Here is a 17,452-nt window from a genome sequence, read left to right as displayed (position 1 = left end):
GCCGCGGCAAAGAAAGTAGGTGCCGCCCCGCACAGGGGCAACGCCAATAGACCACCGTGAATTCAAGGAAAGGCCAATACATTAGGATCACAAACAAAACCGCCGGGCAGGCAAAAAAAGCGTCCTAGAGCATCGTCCTAACATGCCAAAGCTCAGGAAACAAAACCACATCAAGCATCTTGCGGAGATAAGGCGCCCCACTAGTCCCCCCAGTCCCTTGCTTAAACCCAATAATCCTCTCAACGGTAGTGACATGCCTGAACCGCCACTGCCTGAAAGCATCTTCAAGATCAACAAGCTCCTCAGCCATCTCATACAACTCCCAATGCTGGGACGGATTCCGATAAACCTCCAACCAGGCGGCCTCAACAGAAGCATCATGAGCAGTAGGCTGAGTCCAATCCCTCTCCAACCTGGAAGGCGAAATAGCAAACCCGCGCCGCGCCAGCAACCTCACAACCTCATCATAAAAAGAAGGCGCCTCCAACGAAGCCTTCACCTCGGCGAACACATCAGCCCGATGCGCATGCGGCTTAAGCATCGTCTCGTTCTTGTTGCCGAGCAAAAACTCAATCTGCCGATACTGATAAGACTGAAACCCGGAGGAACTGCCCAAGTAAGGCCGCATCGCTGTGTACTCAGACGGCGTCATCGTCGCGAGAACGCTCCATGCCTGAACGAGTTGTTCCATAATCCGCGAAACACGCGCGAGCATCTTGAACGCCGGCGGCAACTCATCGCGATGCACGGCCTTCAACGCGGCACGCAATTCATACAGCGCGAGTTTCATCCACAACTCGCTCGTCTGATGCTGAATGATGAACAGCATCTCGTTGTGATCCGGCGATAAGGGATGCTGAGCATCCAGCACTTTCCCCAGCGACAGATAATCGCCGTAGCTCATCGATTCCGAAAAATCGAGCTGCGCATCATGCCAGCCCTCACCGGCAGCCGTGGCGCCGGCCACGCCGGAATCAGCCGCAGAGGCAGCAGGCGCCGCCGCCCGCCCATGCCCAAACGGACATCCCTGCGACGCCTGTTCTTCCGGCAACCCCGGCGTTTGCATATGATCGGTCATCGCGCGCTCCTCAGGTCACAGCGCCGCGTGCGGCAAATTCAGGGGCCCGCCAGGTCTCATGCACCAGCACCTCGCGCAACGTCTCCACGGCATCCCATACATCGACGAAACGCGTGTAAAGCGGCGTAAAGCCAAAGCGCAACACATGCGGTTCGCGATAATCGCCAATCACACCTCGCGCGATCAGCGCCTGCATCACCTCATAACCATGCGGATGCTCAAAGCTCGCATGCGAACCGCGTTGCGCATGGTCGCGTGGCGTGACGAGCGTCAACGGAAACTCGCTGCAACGCGTTTCGACCAGCTCGATAAAGAGATCAGTCAGCGCGAGTGACTTCTTGCGGATGGCCTGCATGTCGGTTTGCAGGAACACGTTGAGTCCGCATTCGACCAGCGACATCGACACCATGGGCTGCGTGCCGCACAAGAAGCGGCCGACGCCGTCATCGGGCTGATAGGTCGGGTCCATCTTGAAGGGCGCGCGATGCCCCCACCAGCCAGACAGCGGTTGAGAAAAATCATTCTGATGGCGCTTGGGCACCCAGACAAACGCGGGCGAACCCGGGCCGCCGTTCAGGTACTTGTACGTACAGCCGACCGCGTAGTCCGCGCCGACGCCGTTCAGATCGACCGGCACCGCGCCGGCCGAATGCGCGAGGTCCCACAGCGCGAGCGCGCCTTTCTCGTGAATCAGCTTCGTGAGAGCGGCCATGTCGTGCATGTAGCCCGTGCGGTAGTTCACGTGCGTAATCATCGCAATGGCGGTGTCGTCGCCAATCGCGGTGGGCAGTTCGGACGGATCGTCGACGAGGCGCAGTTCATAACCGCGGTCGAGCTGCTCGATCAAACCCTGCGCAATGTACAGGTCCGTAGGGAAATTCGAGCGCTCGGAGACGATCACGCGACGCTTCGGGTCGCGTGCATTCGCCAGCCGCAGTGCAGCCGACAGCAGCTTGAACAGATTGATCGAAATCGTATCGGTGACGACCACTTCGTTTTCGGCCGCGCCGATCAGCGGAGCCAGTTTGTTGCCGAGTCGCCGCGGCAGCGTGAACCAGCCGGCGGTGTTCCAGCTGCGGATCAGGCCTTCGCCCCATTCGGCGGCGATCACGGTCTGCGCATGCTGCGCGGCAGCCGCGGGCGGCACGCCCAGCGAATTGCCGTCGAGATAGATGGTGGTCGGCGACAGCGCAAACTGGTCGCGCAGTGTCGCCAGCGGGTCGGCGCTGTCGAGCGCCAGTGCTTCGTCACGATGGTTCATGTCGATTCCGTTAGTCAAAACAATTCAATCAATCAGATCAGGAGCGCTCAGTGCGCGTCTGGCAGCGCGCGCAATACCGCGCGCACTGGACTTGCGTCGAGTGAGGTCAGCTTCAGCGGCAGCGCTATCAATTCGTAGTCGCCGGGCGCGACATCGTCGAGCACGATGCCTTCGAGAATTGCCATTCGGTGCGCGCGAACCCGATGATGGGCGTCCATCGTCTTCGATTCCTGCGGATCGAGCGACGGCGTGTCGATACCGATCAGCTTCACGCCGTGCGCCGCGAGCAGATCGATCGTCTCCGCCGCGACCGCGCAGAATGCGCTGTCCCACGCGGCGGCTGGCGCCTCGCTGTAAGTGCGCAGTAAGACTCGCGGCGGCAGTTGCTCGAGCGAGCCGTTCAGGTGTTGTGGCGTCACAACAGGCGACGCGCCGATGCAATGAATCACGCGGCATAGACCGAGGTACGCGTCGAGCGGCACCATGCCGATCGCGGCGCCTTCGGCGTCGTAATGCAGCGGAGCGTCGGTGTGCGCGCCGGTGTGCGGCGACAAGGTCAGCCGCGCGACGTTGACCGGCGAGCCCGCCTCCATGCGCCAGACGCGCTCGATGCCGACCGGCGTATCGCCGGGCCACACGGGTGTCGCGGTATCGACGGCGGGGGTGATGTCCCAGAGTGTTTGCATGTCTCCATCTGCGCTTTGTGTCTATCAGGGAATGATAGGTGGCTTGCCGCGAAATGTGATTGCGAAAAAATCTTCTTTTAAGCCGTGTCTTGGAACATAATTTGATATAAATGGAAAAGGGAGACCGAATATGAATGCGATCTCGCTCGACGCCACCGATTGCCGTATCTTGACGGTGCTTCAGCAAGAAGGACGGATCAGCAATCTCGACCTCGCGGAGCGCATTTCGCTCTCGCCGTCAGCCTGTCTGCGACGCCTGCGCCTGCTCGAGGAGCAGGGCGTCATCGAACATTACCGCGCGTGTCTGAACCGGGAAGTGTTGGGTTTTGAACTGGAAGCGTTCGTGCAGGTGTCCATGCGCAACGACCAGCAGAACTGGCACGAAATCTTTGCGGAAGCGCTGCGCGACTGGCCGGAAGTGGTCGGCGCGTATGTCGTGACCGGCGAGACGCATTATCTGCTGCGGGTCCTCGCGCACAACCTCAAACACTATTCGGATTTCGTGCTGCAGCGCCTCTACAAGGCGCCGGGCGTGATGGACATTCGTTCGAATATCGTGCTGCAGACGCTGAAGGAAGATTCGGGCGTCCCGGTCTCGCTGGTGACGAAATCCAGCGGGCACAGCACCGCCCACAACGACCGCTGAGCCACCGCTGAGCGCGGACGGCGGCCGTGCTTACAGCGGTTTGAGTCCGTGGAACTTGCCGTGCTGGAAGATCAGCGGCGCGATTTCCGCGGCCTGTCCGTGCACGCCGCAGCGTTCCACTTCGCCGACGAATATCACGTGGTCGCCTTCGTCGTAACGGCTGCGGTTATGGCACTCGAACCAGGCGAGCGCACCATCCAGCACCGGCATGCCGCTGTCACCCTCCGCGTGCGACACGCCTTCGAAGCGATCGCCCTTCACCGTCGCGAAGCGCTTGCACAAATCGAGCTGCGACGAGGCCAGCACATTCACCACGTAGTGACTGTTGGCGCGGAACACCGGCATCGACGCTGAGCGTGTGGCAAGACTCCACAGCACCAGCGGCGGATTGAGCGAAACCGAATTGAATGAGCTGGCCGTGATGCCGATCAATTGGCCGGATGCCGCACGCGTTGTAATGACGGTGACGCCGGTGGCAAACTGGCCAAGCGCCTGTTTGAAGGCGGTCTGGTCGAAATTGGGTGGGCTGGCGCGCGTCATTGGGTGCAAGCCTCTGGCGCAAAGCGGGTGAACCCTTGGCCGACCCCGTTGCGCATGTAACTGGAAACAAATGATTCGAAAGTCATAGTGAAAATCGTCGATTTGTCCCAATTTTAACTGCAATCGCGGCGCATTGGCCGCGGTCCCAGCCGGTAAGCGGAAAACCCGCTAAGCTGGAAAGCTCGAGGATGATGTGAGCGTGGCGGTGAACCGACGACCGGCATCGGCCGACTATGAGTTTCAAGGAGCGAGCAGCATGAGTCAGACAGGCGAAGTCGCCACTCTCGGTGGCGGGTGTTTCTGGTGTCTCGAAGCGGTGTATCTGGGCGTCGAGGGCGTGAACTCGGTGGAATCCGGCTATGCGGGCGGCCAGACGCGGCAGCCGACGTATGAACAGGTGTGCGACGGCGTGACGGGCCATGCCGAAGTCGTGAACGTCGACTTCGATCCGGCGAAGATCAGCTACCGCGAGATTCTCGATATCTTTTTCGCCATCCACGATCCGACGCAGTTGAACCGGCAGGGCAACGACGTCGGCACGCAATACCGGTCGGTGATTTTCACGCACTCCGAGGCACAGCGGGAAACGGCGTTGCAGGCGATCCGCGAGATCGGCGAGCAAGGTATCTACGACGGCCAGATCGTCACTCAGGTGCTGCCGCTCGACGGCAATTACTGGCCGGCGGAGGCGTACCACCAGAACTATTTCGCGCAGCATCCGAATCAGGGGTACTGCTCGTTCGTGGTCGCGCCGAAAGTGGCGAAGTTTCGTCAGAAGTTTGCTCACCGGATCAAGGCGAGCTAAACGCACGAACGGGTGGCCGGCCTGGCTGGCGGCTGCCTGTTGTTCCGCGTCGGCGGGCTGCCGGTTGAATGCGCTTACGGCGCCACCGGGTCCGGCTCGCCGTTACCGGCGTTGCCACCTGCGGGCTGGTCTTCCTCGTCGGGCGGCGAGGGCTCGCCGTCGTTCTCGTCCTCGTCCTCGTTCTCGTGCTCATGCTCGTGCGCCAGTCGCGCATAAGCCTCGATGATCTCCCGGGCCAGCTCCACGCAGCTCAACGGCGCTGAACCTTCCGCTTTGTTGTTGATCGCGATCACCACCGGCTGGCCGGCCAACGCATAACGCGCGGCCAACTCGGCGAGCGAAGCGCGTGTGGCCGGGTCGTGGTCGACCAGCTGGTTGAACGGTTCGTACTTGGCCTTCGCCTGTTCGTATTTGAAGCCGCCGTGCAGGCTCCAGCGCACGATCAGCGGCCCCGCCGGATCGCCGTCCAGCAGCGCGAGCGCCGCGGCCTGGCGAAGCGGGTCCGGCATCCGCGCATGAATCCCGACGCAATAGCGCACCCCCGCCGTCTTGAGCGTGCGAATGAAGCGCGGCGTGAGCAGGCTCGCGTCGCGGATTTCGATCGCGTAGCAGGTGCGGTCCGGCAGCGCCGGCAAGGCGCTCAGGAATTCGGCGAGCCGCTCGATGAAGGCTGCGGGCTGCGCGAGCATCTGATCCGGCAGCGGTGAAAGCTGGAACACCAACGCGCCGGCCTTGGCGCCGAGGCCTTCGAGACAGGGCGTCACGAAGTCGTCGATCGCCATTTGCGCGTTCAGAAAGCACGGGTTCAGCGAGACCGGCTCGCCGCGTTCGGCGCGCACGGTGGCGTCGGTGATCGTCATCGGCGCCTTGACGATGAAGCGGAAGTGCTCAGGCACCTGCTGCGCGTAGCGCAAATACTCGGTGACCGTCAGCGCCTGATAGAACGACCGGTCGATGCTGACCGTCGTCAGCAGCGGATGCGCGCCGTAGGCCGTGAGACCTTCGCGCGAGAGCTTGCTGTTGCTGTATTCGTCGCCGTAGACAATGCCGTTCCAGCCGGGAAACGACCAGGTGGAGGTGCCGAGGTGGACCTGCGGCGGCAACTGGGCCGCGAGGGCGAGCAGTTCGGGGGTGGGCGTGGCGGCGAGAATCTCGCGGGTACGGCGTTTTTTGGGGGTGTCGGCGGGGGCCGGTGTGGTCTCGGCCTCGTGCGCCGCCTCCCGGCGTGCCTTCACGCGGGGCTCGGCCCTGGCGGGGGCGGAAGCCGGCGTCGACTCGAGCGCCACCGGCATTCCAAACAGATCGAACTGCACCGCTTCACCGCCGGCGCCGGTCTCGCCTTCGACCGGCTGTTCAACTTCGCTTGTCCCGCTCTTGTCCATCAATGTCCGACCTGCTGTTCAAGGATTGCGCCGAAGCGGGCCGCTCATGCACGGCGCCGCGGCGCAACCGTATCACAGCGGTTTGTCGTACATATAACGGCGCGACCACGGCAAGGTTTTCGCGCTGCGGCCGGCTTTGCGGCACACCACCTGATAGATCGAGACGTCGTCGTTTTCGAACGCATACGCGCAGCCGGCGAGGTACACACGCCAGATGCGGAATTTTTCGTCGTCGACCAGTTTGCGGGCTTCGTCCGCATGGGCTTCGAATTGTTCTGCCCACAAATTCAGCGTGTGCGCATAGTGACGGCGCAGGCTTTCCACGTCAACCGCTTCGAGCCCGCCGCGCTGCATCGATTCAAGCGCGAGGCTGATGTGCGGCAGCTCGCCGTCCGGGAACACGTAGCGGTCGATGAATTCGCCCCCGCCGAGCGCGGTTTCACCACTGTCCGAATCGCTCGACGTAATGCCGTGATTCATGGCAATGCCGTCGTCGGCCAGCAAATCGTGCATCTTTTCGAAGTAGCCCGGCAGATTCTTGCGGCCGACGTGCTCGAACATACCGACGCTGGTGATGCGGTCGAATTGCCCTTGCACGTCGCGGTAATCCTGCAGACGAATCTCGATCTGATTTTCCAGACCTGCGGCCTTCACGCGCGCGGTGGCGAGATCGAACTGATTCTGCGAGAGCGTGATGCCCACGCATTTCGCACCGAATTTCTGCGCCGCGCGCAGCACGAGCGCACCCCAGCCGCAACCGATGTCGAGCAGGCGCTGCCCGGGTTGCACCTGGATTTTGGTGAGAATGTGGTCGATTTTCTTGAGCTGCGCGGTCGCGAGGTCTTCGTCGCCGTTCTCGAAGTACGCGCACGAGTACACCATGTTCTCGTCGAGCCACAGCTTGTAGAACTCGTTCGAGACGTCGTAGTGGTACTGAATCGCTTTCTTGTCTGACGTTTTCGAGTGATTGAAATAGCGCCGTACGCGCGCCAGCTTGCCGGCGCTGGTGACCGTGTTGCGCGCCAGCTGGTAGCTGACATTGATGATGTCCGACAGCTTGCCCTCGATGTCGATCTTGCCCTTCACGTACGCCTCGCCGAGATTGTCGAGGCTCGGTTCGAGCAGATAGGGCAGCGCCGTCGCGCTTTTGACGTGTAGCGTGACCGAAGGCGCGGCAAACTGCCCGAAGTCGTGCTGCTGACCGTCCCACAGCACGAGGCGTGCAGGCAGATTAGCCTTGGTTTTTACTTCTTCAACCCACTGCGCCAGCTTCTTCTCCCAGAACATGTGATCTCTCCGTGTCCGATGAATTAAAGCAAAGCTTGTGTGGACCGCAACTCAGTGCGGCGCGACTCCTATGCCGCGAGTGCCATCCTGCCGGCGCGCGCTGCTGCGATGGCAACGCGCGGGCGGCGTTGTGTTCCGACTCAGGGCGACAGGCGGGAGATTTGCCAGCCGCTGTGTTCGCTTGAACGCGTATAAAGGAGGCGATCGTGCAGACGCGATGGCCGCCCTTGCCAGAATTCAATTGCTTCGGGTACCAAACGATACCCGCCCCAATGCGGCGGGCGCGGAGGCTCGTCGCCGTATTGCAGGCTGAATTCGCGTTCGCGTGTTTCGAGCTGCGAACGGCTTTCAATTACCTGACTCTGATTGGACGCCCACGCGCCGATACGTGAACCGAGCGGACGCGACGCGAAATAAGCATCGCTTTCTTCCGCGCTGGTTTTGACAATGCGCCCCTCGACGCGCACCTGGCGTTCGAGCTCGATCCAGTAGAACAGCAGGCTCGCGTACGGATTGGCGGCCAGTTCACGGCCTTTGCGGCTTTCGTAATTGGTGAAGAAAACAAAGCCGCGCTCGTCGACGCCCTTGATAAGCACGATACGAGCCGACGGCCGGCCGCGCGAATCCACCGTGGCCAGCGTCATGGTATTTGGTTCGGGGAGTTGGGCGTCTACCGCTTGCTTAAACCACGTATCGAATTGACGAAACGGGTTGTGGTCAACGTCGGCCACGTCCAACGAACCCAGCGAATAGTTTTTTCGAAGTTCGGCGAGTGAGGTCATGTTCTTATGCGAACGCTACAGTTCATTTAAGTATAGCTAAGCCGCTGGATTTTTGCCTGCAGCCAGGTCAAGGCCTTGCGCTGTCAGTTGCGCGTTTGTGCCGGTGGCAGCGGCGGACTTTGGTGTTGCAATGCAAATTGGCGCGTTCAGGCAAAATACAGGGCTGTGCGCGCCCGGACCCGTCATCCCGGTCGAGCGTCGCCGTTTTACGTATGCCTGATTTCAACGAGTCCCGCCACCATGTCCAGCACCCCAGTGCAATCCGATCATACAGCCGGCCTTGACGGCGATGAAACCGCCGACCGCGCACGGCGCTTCGGCGGCATCGCCCGCCTGTACGGCGCGCCGGCGCTTGCCGCGTTCGAAGGCGCGCACGTCGCGGTCATTGGCATTGGCGGAGTCGGTTCGTGGGTCGCCGAGGCATTGGCGCGCAGTGCGATTGGCTCGCTGACGCTGATCGATCTCGACAACGTCGCAGAGAGCAACACTAACCGGCAGATCCATGCGCTCGACGGCAACTACGGAAAACCGAAGGTCGAAGCCATGGCTGAGCGCATCGCGGCGATCAATCCGTTTTGCGACGTGCGGCTAGTGGAAGACTTTGTTGAGCCGGATAACTTTGAGGCGACGCTCGGTGGTGGCTTCGACTATGTGATCGACGCGATCGACAGCGTGCGCACCAAGACCGCGTTGATCGCATGGTGCGTCGAAAAGAAACAGCCGTTGATCACGGTCGGCGGCGCCGGTGGCCAGCTCGATCCCACGCGCATTCGCATTGACGATCTGGCGCTGACGATCCAGGACCCGCTGCTGTCGAAAGTGCGTGGGCAACTGCGCAAGCTGCACGGCTTTCCGCGTGGTCCGAAGGCCCGCTTCAAGGTGAGTGCGGTGTATTCCGACGAGCCGCTGATCTACCCGGAAGCCGCCGTGTGCGATATCGACGAAGAAGCCGAACACGTGAGCACGTCGCCGGGTCACACCGGGCCGGTGGGATTGAACTGCGCGGGATTTGGTTCAAGCGTGTGCGTGACCGCGAGCTTTGGATTTGCCGCGGCCGCGCATGTGCTGCGTGCGTTGGCGAAGCAGGCAACGGCCTGAGGTGATGAGTTGAGGCACGCCGCCGCATTTGCCACGGCGTGCCGGGATGCGGCCTGGAAGCCGCATCTGGATACCGCGCGGATCAGAACAACGACGCGCTCAACTTGCGCCGCCATTGCGACACCAGCTCCGGCTGATGCGCCGCCAGATCGAACACCGAGAGCATCGTCTTACGGCCGATATCGTCGCGGAACGTGCGGTCGCGCTGCACGATCGCCAGCAGATGTTCGAGCGCGCCCGCGTAGTTGCGGCGGGCAATCAGCGCGCTGGCCAGATCGAAACGCGCTTCGAGATCGGCCGGGTTGGCGGCGACGGCCGCTTCCAGTGCATCCGTGGGCGGCAGATCGGCAGCGGCGTCCACTGCATCCAGCCGTGTCTTGATGGCGTTGAAGCGCGCGTCGATGCCTTGCGTCGTTTTCGGCGAAAGCAGATCGACTTCGTTACGAGCTTCGTCGATGCGGTGGTCTTCGAGCAGCATCTCGATGCGGTCCATGCGTGCCTCGTCGAAGCCGGGGTCGTAGGCGAGGGCGGCTTGCAGCGCGTCGTAGGCGTCTTCGCGGCGGCCTTCGGCCAGCGCGGTTTGCGCCTCGAGGCGAGCAGCGTCCGCGCCTTGCGGCACGAGCCGGTCGATGAATTCGCGCAACTGCCCTTCAGGCAGCACGCCGACAAACTGGTCGACCGGGCGGCCGTCGGCAAACGCCATGACGTGCGGAATGCTGCGCACCTGGAAGTGCGCGGCCAGTTCCTGATTCTCGTCCACGTTGACCTTCACCAGCTTCCATTTGCCGGCGGCTTCGGCCTCGAGCTTTTCCAGCATCGGGCCGAGGCTCTTGCACGGGCCGCACCATGGCGCCCAGAAGTCGACCAGCACGGGCGCCAGTGTCGACGCCGTGATGACGTCCTGTTCGAAAGTGGCCAGAGTGGTGTCCATTGCGTCCTCGTCGATAAAACGGTTTGCCGGCTAGTTGGGGCCGATCGTCGCGGATTCAATGCCGCCTGAACCCGCCCGCAATTATTTGCGCGTGGGGAGCGGGATCCATTCGGTTTCGCCCGGCACCGTGCCCATTTCCTGGTTGGTCCAGGCGAGTTTCGCGGCTTCGATTTTCTCGCGTGAACTCGCGACGAAATTCCATTCGATAAAGCGCTCGCCATCCAGCTTCTCGCCGCCGAGCAGCATGACACGCGCGCCGTGCGTGCTGGCGAGCGTGACTGTTTCGTCGAGCGCGAGCACCGCCATCTGGCCGACTTCGAGCGGCGTGCCGTCGATTTCCAGGTCGCCCTCCGCCAGATAGACGCCGCGTTCCTCGTGCTCCGGTTCGAGCGCGAAGGCGCCGCCTGGCGCGAACTCGGCGGCGACGTACAGCGTGCCCGAGAAGGTGGCGACCGGCGAGGTTTCGCCGAACGCCGTGCCGGCGATCACGCGCAGCGTGACGCCGTTGCGCTCGACCACCGGCAACGTGTCCGCCGCGTGATGCGCGAACGACGGTTCGATCTCTTCGTCTGCGAGCGGCAGCGCGACCCACGTCTGGATGCCGTGCATGGTCTGGCCTTTCGCGCGGTCTTCGTCCGGCGTGCGCTCCGAATGGACGATGCCGCGTCCCGCGGTCATCCAGTTGACGTCGCCGGGGACGATCTTCTGCAGCGACCCGAGGCTGTCGCGATGCATGATCGCGCCTTCGAACAGATACGTCACTGTGGCGAGGCCGATGTGCGGATGCGGGCGCACGTCGAGGCCGACACCGGGTTCGAGGACGGCCGGACCCATGTGATCGAAAAAGATGAACGGACCGATCAGGCGTGCGGCCATGGCGGGCAGCACACGTCGCACCATCAGGTTGCCGACGTCACGCAGATGGGGTTTGAGGACCGCTTTGATCGAGGTAGACATGGTCGGGCTCGGCTAGAAGAGTGAGTGGGGATCCTGCTTAATGGACGATTCTACTGCGGCGGGCGCAACGACGACGGTTAGGGGCACGTCCATGCTCCGGGAATTCGTGGCGCGGGCGCGCACGCGCTGTTGCCGGCTCCGCTAAACTGGCGGATCAGCCCATCAACCGGAGACCGGGATGTCGCCCAAGGATTTACTGCTCGCGCTGGTCGTCGTCGTGGCGTGGGGCGTCAATTTCGTCGTGATCAAGGTGGGCCTCCACGGCGTGCCGCCCATGCTGCTCGGCGCGCTGCGTTTTACGCTTGCCGCGGTGCCGGCGGTGTTTTTCGTCAAGCGGCCGAATTTGCCGTGGCGCTGGCTGCTCGCGTACGGCGTGACGATCTCGCTGGGACAGTTCGCTTTTCTGTTTTCGGCCATGTATGTCGGCATGCCCGCGGGTCTTGCCTCGCTGGTATTGCAGGCGCAGGCATTTTTCACGTTGATTTTCGCGGCCGCTTTCCTGCATGAGCGGTTTCGCGCGCAGAACGTCGTGGGCTTGCTAATCGCGGCGGCAGGCCTTGCCGTGATCGGCATGCAAGGCGGCCATGCCATGACGTTGGCGGGTTTTGTGCTGACGTTGTGCGCCGCCTGTTCGTGGGCGCTCGGCAACATCGTCACGAAGAAAGTCGGCAAAGTCGATCTGGTCGGACTCGTGGTGTGGGGCAGCCTGATTCCGCCGCTGCCGTTCTTCGCGCTGTCGTATGCGTTCGAGGGGCCGCAGCGCATCGTTGCGGCGCTGTCCGGCATCAGCGCCATGTCGATCTTCGCTGTCGTGTATCTGGCCTTCGTGGCCACGCTGGTCGGCTACGGGTTGTGGAGCCGCCTGCTGTCGCGCCATCCGGCGAGCCAGGTCGCGCCTTTTTCGTTGCTGGTGCCGATTGTCGGTCTGGCGTCGGCGTCTCTGTTTCTCGGTGAGCAGTTGTCCGCGGCGCAGGTCGGCGGCGCTGCGCTGGTGATGGCGGGACTCGCCGTGAACGTATTCGGCGGCTGGGCCGTGCAGCGCTTTTCCCTGGCGCGTTGAGCCGAGCGGCTCGCCCGTCTGAAGGGAGACGAAACAACGGCCGCATCGAGCGGCCGTTTTTCATTGCAGCGCTGCGTGCACGCGCATCACGTCATGCGGTTTTTCGCCAGCGGCGGATTCGCCGCGAAATAGCGCTTGATGCCGCTCATGATCGCATCGGCCATCTTGTCGCGGTAGGCATCATCGTTCAGCTTGCGCTCTTCATCCGGGTTGCTGATGAAGGCCGTTTCGACGAGGATCGACGGAATGTCCGGCGCTTTGAGCACCGCGAACCCGGCCTGTTCGACCGAGCCCTTGTGCAGCTTGTTGATCCCGCCGATTTCCTTCAGCACGAAGTTGCCGTAACGCATCGAATCGCGGATCTGCGCGGTGGTCGACATATCGAACAGCGCGCGATTGACCGTGGCGTCGGTGGACTTGATGTTGATCCCGCCGATCTGATCCGACGAGTTCTCCTTGTTGGCCATCCAACGCGCCGCGGCGCTCGATGCACCGTGCTCGGACAGCGCGAACACCGACGAGCCCTTCGCGTCGGGTGTGGTGAACGCGTCCGCGTGGATCGACACGAACAGGTCCGCACCGACGCGCCGCGCCTTCTGCACGCGCACGTTGAGCGGCACGAAGAAGTCGGCGTCGCGCGTCATCATGGCGCGCATGTTCGGCTGCGCGTCGATTTTCGCGCGCAGCTTCTTCGCGATGTCGAGCGCGACGTGTTTCTCGTACGTGCCCGAGCCGCCGATCGCACCCGGGTCTTCGCCGCCGTGGCCCGGATCGATGGCGACGGTCAGCAGACGCACCGTGTTGCTCTTGCCGGACTTGGGGTTGGTGAAGGCGTAGGTATCGTCGTCGCCGGCGTCGTCCGAGCCCAACGCGCTCGCGCCGTTGCTGTTGCCGTTCTTGTTGCGCGCAATTGCCGTGGGCGGCGCCACCGGCGGCACCGGTACGGCAGGCGCGGGCGCCTTCCCGATGATCGGCGGCGCGGGCGGCGGCACGACATGCACCGGCGGATGCGGCACGCCAGACGAGGCGCCGCTGCCGCCGTTCTGCGCGTACCGCTCGAAGAACGCCTCGCTGTTGTCGGGCGTGGGCGGCGTGGTGCCCGGTCCGCTCAGCGTGGCAGGCGGCGCGCTGTTTTCTTCGTTCAGGGTTTGCTGCTTGCGCTCCGTCTGAGCGAGCAGATCCATCAACGGATCAGGCGCGACCGCCGGATACAGGTCGAACACCAGCCGGTACTTGTACGCGCCGACCGGCGGCAGCGTGAACACCTGCGGCTTCACCGAGCCCTTCAGGTCGAACACCATGCGCACCACGTGCGGCTGATATTGCCCGACCCGCACCGACTGAATCTGCGGGTCGTTCGGCGTGATCTTCGACACGAGGTCCTTGAGCGCCTGGTCCAGGTCGAGGCCGCTCAGATCGACCACCAGCCGGTCCGGTCCCTGCAGCAACTGCTGCGTGTTCTGCAATGGTTGATCGGATTCGATCGTTACGCGCGTATAGTCGCGCGCCGGCCAGACGCGCACGCCGAGCACCGAGCTGGCCCACGCGAGACGCGGAGCGACGAGGCCGAGCACGAGCGTGGACGCACCCGCGCGCAGAATCTGCCGGCGCCGCCAGTTATGCGTTGCGGTAGCGGCCGATTCGATCGAGCGGAACGGTTTGATTAACATCTTTCGAGACATGCCTTTCCTGATTCGCTGTATGCCAGTGCAACGAGTACGCGGCCGTCACCCTCGTTGTCCAGGTCGAGCGAGAAGACGAGATCCGGCACGCCCAGCAGGGCCCCCGCGCGTTGCGGCCACTCGACGAGGCAGATTGCGCCGCTGTCGAAGTATTCGCGAAAGCCCGCGTCGGCCCATTCGGCCGGATCGGTAAATCTGTACAGATCGAAGTGATAGAGCGCGAGTTCCCCGCCGGCCCGTTCGAGCACATAGGGTTCGACGAGCGTGTAGGTGGGACTGCGCACGCGGCCGGTGTGGCCGAGACCGCGTAAGGTCGCACGCACGAGTGTGGTTTTGCCGGCGCCGAGGTCGCCGACCAGTTGCACTTGCAGTCCGTGGAATGCCTGGCCTTCCGGTGCGGGTGACGACGCTTCGCGCACGCTTTCGATAGCGTGCGCGAAGCGCTCGCCGAATGCCAGCGTGGCGGCTTCGTCCGCGAGCGCGAAAGTGCGTTCGAGCAGGACAGGAGCGGGCGGTTGGATCGCGAGATCAGGATTGGCAGGCATTCTCGTAAAATGGCGTGATGAACCGAAGTCCGGAGTCCCCTGTTTCCTGCACGCCTGCGTCTGTTGACGATGCGCGTGCCGAGCGTCATTTCGATGAAGCGGCGCTGAAGGCGCTCGCGCTGAATATCAAAACCTGGGGCCGTGAACTGGGATTTGGAGCGATCGGCATTAGCGACACGGACCTCTCCGCCGCCGAAGCGCCGCTTGCAGCCTGGCTGGAAGCGGGTTGTCACGGCGAGATGGATTATATGGCGAAACACGGCATGAAACGCGCGCGTCCCGCCGAGCTTGTGGCCGGTACGCGACGTGTGATTACCGCGCGCATCGCCTATTTGCCCGCTCATGCATCGAGTGGAAAGCCGCACGAAAGCGCTTCGCAGGACTGGCAGGACTGGCGTTTGGCCGAGCATGCGCGGCTAGCGGACCCGTCGGCGGCCGTGGTGTCGATCTACGCCCGCGGCCGCGATTATCACAAGGTGATGCGTAACCGTCTGCAACATCTGGCCGAGAAAATCGAAGCGGAGATCGGTGCGTTCGGCTACCGCGTATTTACCGATTCGGCGCCGGTGCTGGAAGTCGAGCTCGCCCAGAAAGCCGGGATCGGCTGGCGCGGCAAGCACACACTGCTGCTGCAGCGCGACGCCGGTTCAATGTTCTTTCTCGGCGAGATTTACGTCGACGTGCCTTTGCCGACCGACGCCGAGACCGTCCCCGAAGCCGCGCCCGAAACGCCGGGCTCGCATTGCGGCAGTTGCACCCGCTGCATCGGCGCCTGCCCGACCGGCGCGATCGTCGCGCCTTACAAGGTCGACGCGCGGCGCTGCATTTCGTACCTCACGATTGAATTGAAGGGCAGGATTCCCCTGGAAATGCGGCCGCTAATCGGCAATCGTGTGTATGGCTGCGACGATTGTCAGCTCGTGTGTCCGTGGAACAAGTTCGCGCAGGCCGCGCCGGTCGACGATTTCGACGTCAGGCATGGGCTCGATCGCGCGTCGCTGGTCGAACTCTTCGCGTGGAGCGCGCACGAGTTCGATACGCGCATGCAGGGCAGCGCGATTCGCCGCATCGGCTACGAGAGCTGGCTGCGCAATCTCGCAGTCGGCATGGGTAACGCGCTGCGCGCGTCGCCGGAAAGTTTGAGTGTGCCGGCGCGCGAGGCGATCGTGCAGGCGCTGAGATCGCGTGCCGACGATCCGTCCGCGATCGTGCGAGAGCACGTGGAATGGGCCCTGGAAGCGGCGTAAAGTAGCGGCAATCGGGCGGGCTGTCGGGTTGTTGGGTTATGGCGTTATTGGGCGGCGCATCTGGAATGCGCGCCGTGGAACTCAATCGAAAACCGGCACGCCGCGCCAGCGAGGAGCAGGCAACCATGTTCAATGCAGTGATCGATGCACCGTTTGGCAAGGTCGGCATTCGCCTCGAAGGCGAGGCCGTGCGCGAGATCGTCTATCTGCCGGATTCGATACCCTGCGTCGAGCCCGATACGCCGTTAGCCCGGCAAGCGGTTGAGCAGATCGAGCGCTATTTCGAAACCGCGTCGGCGACCTTCGAGTTGCCGCTCGCGCCGGTCGGCACCGCGTTTCAGCGGCGCGTCTGGCAGGCGATCCGCGATATTCCGCCGGGTGTCGTGCTCACCTACGGGCAACTGGCAAAGCAGGTGGGCAGCGTGCCGCGCGCAGTCGGCCAGGCCTGCGGCTCCAATTACTTTCCGATCGTGATTCCGTGTCACCGGGTTGTGAGCTCGAGCGGCATCGGCGGCTTTGCGCATCACGCCGGCGACGGTTTCTTCCGCAACGTCAAACGCTGGCTCTTGACCCACGAAGGCATTCCCTACGCATGAGCGACACCTTGATTGACGACGCGCCCGCCGCGTCACCGCTGTTCATCGCCAGCTCGGCGTCGATCGATGCATTCTGCGACGCGCTCTGGCTCGAGCACGGCCTGTCACGCAACACGCTCGATGCGTACCGCCGCGATCTGCGGCTCTTCTGCGAATGGCTCGCGCAGACTCGTAACACCTCGCTCGACACCGCCAGTGAGGCCGATCTCAACGCCTATAGCGCGGCGCGGCAGGGCGACAAATCGACCTCGGCGAACCGGCGGCTTTCGGTGTTTCGGCGCTACTACGGCTGGGCGGTGCGTGAGCATCGGGCGAAGGTGGACCCGACGGTGCGCATCCGTTCGGCGAAGCAGCCACCGCGGTTTCCGTCCACGCTCAGCGAAGCGCAGGTCGAAGCGCTGCTTGGCGCGCCCGACATCGACACGCCGCTGGGCCTGCGCGACCGCACGATGCTGGAACTGATGTACGCGAGCGGCTTGCGCGTGACCGAACTCGTCACGCTGAAAACGGTGGAAGTCGGGCTGAACGAAGGCGTAGTGCGCGTGCTAGGCAAAGGCTCGAAAGAGCGCCTGATTCCGTTCGGCGAAGAGGCGCACGGCTGGATCGAGCGCTATCTGCGCGAGGCTCGCCCCGCGTTGCTCGGCGCGCGCGCGGCGGATGCGCTGTTCGTCACGAACCGCGCGGAGGGCATGACGCGTCAGCAGTTCTGGAACATCATTAAACGACACGCGGCTGCGGCCGGCGTGCATGCGCCGCTGTCGCCGCACACCCTGCGGCACGCGTTCGCGACGCATCTGCTCAATCACGGCGCCGATCTGCGCGTGGTGCAGCTGCTGCTGGGCCACACCGATATTTCGACCACGCAGATC

At 63.1% G+C, this 17,452-nt stretch carries 18 protein-coding genes; 7 read left to right on the top strand and 11 right to left on the bottom strand.

The annotated features are described in order from the left end of the window. Nucleotides 1–124: 124 nt before the first annotated feature. The 3 genes from kynA to kynB are packed head-to-tail and all read right to left on the bottom strand — an operon-like array spanning nucleotide 125 to nucleotide 3,025. Nucleotides 125–1,078, bottom strand: coding sequence for a tryptophan 2,3-dioxygenase (kynA, locus tag A6V37_RS01160; protein ID WP_064268727.1), 954 nt, complete (start codon nucleotides 1,076–1,078; stop codon nucleotides 125–127). Between the two features lie 10 nt (nucleotides 1,079–1,088). After that, nucleotides 1,089–2,339: a kynureninase gene (gene kynU, locus A6V37_RS01155; protein WP_064268726.1), complete on the bottom strand. Its 1,251-nt coding sequence runs from the start codon at nucleotides 2,337–2,339 to the stop codon at nucleotides 1,089–1,091. Between the two features lie 47 nt (nucleotides 2,340–2,386). After that, nucleotides 2,387–3,025: an arylformamidase gene (gene kynB / locus A6V37_RS01150; protein WP_064268725.1), complete on the bottom strand. Its 639-nt coding sequence runs from the start codon at nucleotides 3,023–3,025 to the stop codon at nucleotides 2,387–2,389. Nucleotides 3,026–3,155: 130 nt separating this feature from the next. Between kynB and A6V37_RS01145 the strand changes: the two genes are divergently transcribed. After that, the gene (locus tag A6V37_RS01145) at nucleotides 3,156–3,671 is read left to right on the top strand and encodes an Lrp/AsnC family transcriptional regulator (RefSeq protein ID WP_064268724.1); all 516 of its coding nucleotides are present in this window, start codon (nucleotides 3,156–3,158) and stop codon (nucleotides 3,669–3,671) included. A gap of 30 nt (nucleotides 3,672–3,701) precedes the next feature. On the opposite strand, the gene A6V37_RS01140 is transcribed toward A6V37_RS01145, so the two are convergent. Further along, nucleotides 3,702–4,211 (bottom strand): flavin reductase family protein, encoded by a 510-nt coding sequence (locus A6V37_RS01140; RefSeq protein ID WP_064268723.1) that lies wholly within the window; start codon nucleotides 4,209–4,211, stop codon nucleotides 3,702–3,704. A 256-nt stretch (nucleotides 4,212–4,467) separates the two neighbouring features. Between A6V37_RS01140 and msrA the strand changes: the two genes are divergently transcribed. Further along, nucleotides 4,468–5,016 (top strand): peptide-methionine (S)-S-oxide reductase MsrA, encoded by a 549-nt coding sequence (gene msrA, locus A6V37_RS01135; protein ID WP_064268722.1) that lies wholly within the window; start codon nucleotides 4,468–4,470, stop codon nucleotides 5,014–5,016. Nucleotides 5,017–5,090: 74 nt separating this feature from the next. Here msrA and A6V37_RS01130 read toward each other — a convergent pair whose 3' ends face one another. The 3 genes from A6V37_RS01130 to pdxH form a co-directional block, all read right to left on the bottom strand. Beyond that, nucleotides 5,091–6,398 (bottom strand): DUF72 domain-containing protein, encoded by a 1,308-nt coding sequence (locus A6V37_RS01130; RefSeq protein WP_064268721.1) that lies wholly within the window; start codon nucleotides 6,396–6,398, stop codon nucleotides 5,091–5,093. 72 nt (nucleotides 6,399–6,470) lie between these two features. After that, the gene (locus tag A6V37_RS01125) at nucleotides 6,471–7,685 is read right to left on the bottom strand and encodes an SAM-dependent methyltransferase (protein WP_064268720.1); all 1,215 of its coding nucleotides are present in this window, start codon (nucleotides 7,683–7,685) and stop codon (nucleotides 6,471–6,473) included. Between the two features lie 140 nt (nucleotides 7,686–7,825). Further along, entirely contained in the window at nucleotides 7,826–8,467 is a 642-nt protein-coding gene (gene pdxH / locus A6V37_RS01120; RefSeq protein ID WP_064268719.1) for a pyridoxamine 5'-phosphate oxidase, read from the bottom strand. A 240-nt stretch (nucleotides 8,468–8,707) separates the two neighbouring features. Here pdxH and tcdA point away from each other — a divergent pair, with 240 nt between their 5' ends. Next, nucleotides 8,708–9,565, top strand: a complete 858-nt coding sequence (gene tcdA / locus A6V37_RS01115; RefSeq protein WP_064268718.1) for a tRNA cyclic N6-threonylcarbamoyladenosine(37) synthase TcdA — start codon at nucleotides 8,708–8,710, stop codon at nucleotides 9,563–9,565. 82 nt (nucleotides 9,566–9,647) lie between these two features. On the opposite strand, the gene trxA is transcribed toward tcdA, so the two are convergent. Beyond that, complete coding sequence (gene trxA, locus A6V37_RS01110; RefSeq protein ID WP_064268717.1) at nucleotides 9,648–10,496, bottom strand: thioredoxin; 849 nt, start codon at nucleotides 10,494–10,496, stop codon at nucleotides 9,648–9,650. An 81-nt stretch (nucleotides 10,497–10,577) separates the two neighbouring features. Further along, nucleotides 10,578–11,453, bottom strand: coding sequence for a pirin family protein (locus A6V37_RS01105; protein ID WP_064268716.1), 876 nt, complete (start codon nucleotides 11,451–11,453; stop codon nucleotides 10,578–10,580). A 178-nt stretch (nucleotides 11,454–11,631) separates the two neighbouring features. Here A6V37_RS01105 and A6V37_RS01100 point away from each other — a divergent pair, with 178 nt between their 5' ends. Then, entirely contained in the window at nucleotides 11,632–12,513 is an 882-nt protein-coding gene (locus A6V37_RS01100) for an EamA family transporter (RefSeq protein ID WP_064268715.1), read from the top strand. 86 nt (nucleotides 12,514–12,599) lie between these two features. Here A6V37_RS01100 and A6V37_RS01095 read toward each other — a convergent pair whose 3' ends face one another. Both A6V37_RS01095 and tsaE read right to left on the bottom strand, forming a co-directional pair. Beyond that, nucleotides 12,600–14,195 (bottom strand): N-acetylmuramoyl-L-alanine amidase, encoded by a 1,596-nt coding sequence (locus A6V37_RS01095; RefSeq protein ID WP_064268714.1) that lies wholly within the window; start codon nucleotides 14,193–14,195, stop codon nucleotides 12,600–12,602. Continuing rightward, the gene (gene tsaE, locus A6V37_RS01090; protein WP_064285688.1) at nucleotides 14,177–14,740 is read right to left on the bottom strand and encodes a tRNA (adenosine(37)-N6)-threonylcarbamoyltransferase complex ATPase subunit type 1 TsaE; all 564 of its coding nucleotides are present in this window, start codon (nucleotides 14,738–14,740) and stop codon (nucleotides 14,177–14,179) included. Before tsaE ends, A6V37_RS01095 begins: the two co-directional genes overlap by 19 nt. Nucleotides 14,741–14,757: 17 nt before the next feature. Here tsaE and queG point away from each other — a divergent pair, with 17 nt between their 5' ends. The 3 genes from queG to xerD all read left to right on the top strand — a co-directional run. Beyond that, nucleotides 14,758–15,987, top strand: coding sequence for a tRNA epoxyqueuosine(34) reductase QueG (gene queG, locus A6V37_RS01085; RefSeq protein ID WP_064268712.1), 1,230 nt, complete (start codon nucleotides 14,758–14,760; stop codon nucleotides 15,985–15,987). 125 nt (nucleotides 15,988–16,112) lie between these two features. Continuing rightward, complete coding sequence (locus A6V37_RS01080) at nucleotides 16,113–16,583, top strand: methylated-DNA--[protein]-cysteine S-methyltransferase (protein WP_064268919.1); 471 nt, start codon at nucleotides 16,113–16,115, stop codon at nucleotides 16,581–16,583. Further along, a partial coding sequence (gene xerD, locus A6V37_RS01075) for a site-specific tyrosine recombinase XerD (RefSeq protein ID WP_064285686.1) occupies nucleotides 16,580–17,452 on the top strand: 873 nt, incomplete at its 3' end. The genes A6V37_RS01080 and xerD, both read left to right, overlap by 4 nt.

This window comes from Paraburkholderia ginsengiterrae (genome assembly GCF_001645125.1).
GTDB lineage: Bacteria > Pseudomonadota > Gammaproteobacteria > Burkholderiales > Burkholderiaceae > Paraburkholderia > Paraburkholderia ginsengiterrae.
Note: the sequence above shows the minus strand (reverse complement) of the source record. Positions and strands in the feature narration are given on the sequence as shown.

Coding starts and splice junctions, on each gene's coding strand:
- kynA (WP_064268727.1), bottom strand. CDS start 1,078: ATGACCGATCATATGCAAACGCCGGGGTTGCCGGAAGAACAGGCGTCG.
- kynU (WP_064268726.1), bottom strand. CDS start 2,339: ATGAACCATCGTGACGAAGCACTGGCGCTCGACAGCGCCGACCCGCTG.
- kynB (WP_064268725.1), bottom strand. CDS start 3,025: ATGCAAACACTCTGGGACATCACCCCCGCCGTCGATACCGCGACACCC.
- A6V37_RS01145 (WP_064268724.1), top strand. CDS start 3,156: ATGAATGCGATCTCGCTCGACGCCACCGATTGCCGTATCTTGACGGTG.
- A6V37_RS01140 (WP_064268723.1), bottom strand. CDS start 4,211: ATGACGCGCGCCAGCCCACCCAATTTCGACCAGACCGCCTTCAAACAG.
- msrA (WP_064268722.1), top strand. CDS start 4,468: ATGAGTCAGACAGGCGAAGTCGCCACTCTCGGTGGCGGGTGTTTCTGG.
- A6V37_RS01130 (WP_064268721.1), bottom strand. CDS start 6,398: ATGGACAAGAGCGGGACAAGCGAAGTTGAACAGCCGGTCGAAGGCGAG.
- A6V37_RS01125 (WP_064268720.1), bottom strand. CDS start 7,685: ATGTTCTGGGAGAAGAAGCTGGCGCAGTGGGTTGAAGAAGTAAAAACC.
- pdxH (WP_064268719.1), bottom strand. CDS start 8,467: ATGACCTCACTCGCCGAACTTCGAAAAAACTATTCGCTGGGTTCGTTG.
- tcdA (WP_064268718.1), top strand. CDS start 8,708: ATGTCCAGCACCCCAGTGCAATCCGATCATACAGCCGGCCTTGACGGC.
- trxA (WP_064268717.1), bottom strand. CDS start 10,496: ATGGACACCACTCTGGCCACTTTCGAACAGGACGTCATCACGGCGTCG.
- A6V37_RS01105 (WP_064268716.1), bottom strand. CDS start 11,453: ATGTCTACCTCGATCAAAGCGGTCCTCAAACCCCATCTGCGTGACGTC.
- A6V37_RS01100 (WP_064268715.1), top strand. CDS start 11,632: ATGTCGCCCAAGGATTTACTGCTCGCGCTGGTCGTCGTCGTGGCGTGG.
- A6V37_RS01095 (WP_064268714.1), bottom strand. CDS start 14,195: ATGTCTCGAAAGATGTTAATCAAACCGTTCCGCTCGATCGAATCGGCC.
- tsaE (WP_064285688.1), bottom strand. CDS start 14,740: ATGCCTGCCAATCCTGATCTCGCGATCCAACCGCCCGCTCCTGTCCTG.
- queG (WP_064268712.1), top strand. CDS start 14,758: ATGAACCGAAGTCCGGAGTCCCCTGTTTCCTGCACGCCTGCGTCTGTT.
- A6V37_RS01080 (WP_064268919.1), top strand. CDS start 16,113: ATGTTCAATGCAGTGATCGATGCACCGTTTGGCAAGGTCGGCATTCGC.